At 56.9% G+C, this 2,532-nt stretch carries 3 protein-coding genes; 1 reads left to right on the forward strand and 2 read right to left on the reverse strand.

Going from position 1 to position 2,532, the window contains the following annotated elements; translation table 11 throughout:
- Positions 1-187: SymE family type I addiction module toxin (locus tag PSI17_RS16455; protein WP_273552993.1), on the reverse strand; the 187-nt coding region annotated here is incomplete at its 3' end.
- Between the two features lie 73 nt (positions 188-260).
- Positions 261-668, reverse strand: a complete 408-nt coding sequence (locus PSI17_RS16460) for a helix-turn-helix domain-containing protein (RefSeq protein WP_273552994.1) — start codon at positions 666-668, stop codon at positions 261-263.
- A 111-nt stretch (positions 669-779) separates the two neighbouring features.
- Between PSI17_RS16460 and PSI17_RS16465 the strand changes: the two genes are divergently transcribed.
- Positions 780-2,532 (forward strand): DNA primase (locus PSI17_RS16465; protein WP_273552995.1); only part of this gene is annotated, 1,753 nt, incomplete at its 3' end.

Genomic DNA, 2,532 nt, shown 5'->3' on the forward strand with positions numbered 1-2,532 from the left:
CCATGATTTTCACCGTCACTGAGCCGCCAATCTCAAACCCCGCTTGTTTAAGCCATTGCCCCTTAAGGCGGATCATCGGGGGCGGGTTCTCACTGCCGTTTTGCGGCACGTATCCCACGGTGTAATAACGTTCTGTTTTCGCGGCTTTATTTTGAGCTGCGTTTTGCTTAGAATGCGCCTTAGCCATTATTCAACTCCTCTGTAGTTGGTTGTGGTCAGCGGGGTTTAAAGGTGCCAGCCTTTAAACCCCACGTTATTTATCAGTCTGTGACTCTCGCTTGCGCTATCAGGGCGCTTAACATCTCTGAAATCATCTTCTGCTTCGTCTTGGGTAAATTATCAATCTCTTCAATCTGCTGCTGCCACTTTGGTGCCGGGCCGCGTTTACGGTTGACTTTTTCCGGTTCCTCCCCGAATAAATCCTCCAATGAAACTGAAAATATTTTTGCCACAATAGGTAGTGAAGACACTTTGATCCTTCGCCGCCCTGCTTCCCATGCCTGCACAGTCTGTTGTGAAACATTAAGCTTCTGTGCCAGTTCAGCCTGAGTTATGCCACGTTCTTTACGTAACAGGGTGATCCGTTCCCCTAATGCAATGAAAAAATCGCGTTCTTCGTTACTGATAGCCATAGCTGTTACCGTTCTTGGATGTAATAAGACAGCCATAACTTACCTCACGTTTTACCACTATCTGTTGTTAATACTACAATATGTGGTATATTGATGTCGAGTTATTTTTATCCAAACCCTATTGACACGCTTTGAAGGATTATCGATATGGCTCGCATCCCGGAAGCAGAATTACAGCACCTGAAAGCCGCCGTCTCCTTGGTGGCTGTTATCGAGCAGCAGGGGCGGAAGCTAACCCCGCGCGGCAAGGACATGGCCGTGCTGTGCCCGTTCCATCAGGAAAAAACGCCCTCGATGGTGATCACGCCGTCGAAAAACCTCTACCACTGCTTTGGCTGCGATGCGGGCGGCTCGGTGCTGGACTGGGTGATGAAAACCGAGGGATTGAGCCTGCGCCATGCCGTGGAGCGGTTGCGTGCCGTGTTGGGTGTCAATCCTGCGGTTGAGCCACTGGTTGCCAGTGAGGAACTGGCCGGGGATGTCGGGGATGCCGCCGGGCAACAGGCGCTGCTGTTACGGGTGGTCGGGTTCTATCACCAGACCCTGCTCAATGCCCCGGAAGCGCATCAATACCTGAAAAAACGCCGCCTTGACCATCCCGAACTGGCCAGCCATTTTAAGCTCGGCTTTGCCAACCGCACCCTCGGTTACCGGCTGCCGGAGAAAAAACAGAAAGCCGGTGCCGAGATCCGCGCCCGGCTTCAGGCGGCCGGGTTGCTGCGGGAGAGCGGCCATGAACACTTCAGCGGCTCGCTTGTGGTGCCGGTGATCGGGGCTGACGGTCAGGTACAGGAGCTGTACGGCCGCAAAATCACGGACCGCCTGCGGGCAGGCACCCCGCTGCACCTGTATCTGCCGGGGGCGCATGGCGGGGTCTGGAATGAAGCCGGGCTGGCTGGTTCAGCCTCGGTGATCCTGTGTGAATCGCTGATTGATGCGATGTCGTTCTGGTGTGCGGGGTATCGCCATGTGACCTGCTCATATGGGGTAAACGGCTTTACCGATGCGCACCGGGCGGCCTTCCGGCAGCATGACATCCGGCAGGTGCATATTGCCTATGACAATGATAAAGCGGGCAATGAAGCGGCGGTGCAACTGGCGGCAGAGTTGCAACTGGCCGGGCTGGATGTCTGGCGGGTCGTGTTCCCCGAAGGCAGCGATGCCAATCGTTTTAGCTGCGAGGTGGCAAACCCTGAAAATGCCTTCGGCCAGTTACTGGACGCGGCACAGTGGCTCGGTGAACCCACAAAAACGCCGCTGGCAAACCAAAATACCGCCGCCACGGTGTCAGTCCCTGCGGCGGCTTTGGTGCCTGAACCGGGTGTGGTCACGACACTTGCCGACAACGGGGATATCGTGGTCCGGCAGGACGGGCAGGAATGGCGGATACGCGGGGCGCAACAGAAAGCCGGTGTCACGGTGATGAAAGTCAATGTGCAGTTAACCGACAAACCCAGCGGGGCGCAGTTCGTGGACAGCCTCGATATCCTGAGCGCCCGTGCCCGGTCGGCCTTCGTGCGTCAGGCCAGTACCGAGCTGGCCTTGCCGGAAACGCTGATTAAGCGTGAGCTGGGGCGGGTGTTACTGGTGCTGGAACAACGGGCATGGGCAGGGGCGGACACGGCGCAGGCCGCTCACTCCCTGAGTGCGGATGAACAACACGCCGCCGAAGCCCTGCTGAAAGACCCCGAACTTATCAGCCGCATCACCGCCGACCTGAGCGCCTGTGGGGTTGTCGGCGAATCGACCAACCTGTTGGCGGGCTATCTGGCCGCCGTCAGCCGCAAACTGCCCAAACCCTTGGCTGTCCTGATACAAAGCAGCAGCGCCGCCGGGAAATCGTCATTAATGGATGCAGTGCTCAACCTGATACCGGAAGAAGAGCGCATCCAGTACAGCG

The organism is Xenorhabdus sp. IM139775, from assembly GCF_028598745.1.
GTDB lineage: Bacteria > Pseudomonadota > Gammaproteobacteria > Enterobacterales > Enterobacteriaceae > Xenorhabdus.

Bases quoted from the DNA above. Each gene is read 5' to 3' on its own strand.
- PSI17_RS16460 (WP_273552994.1), bottom strand. From the start codon at position 668: ATGGCTGTCTTATTACATCCAAGAACGGTAACAGCTATGGCTATCAGT.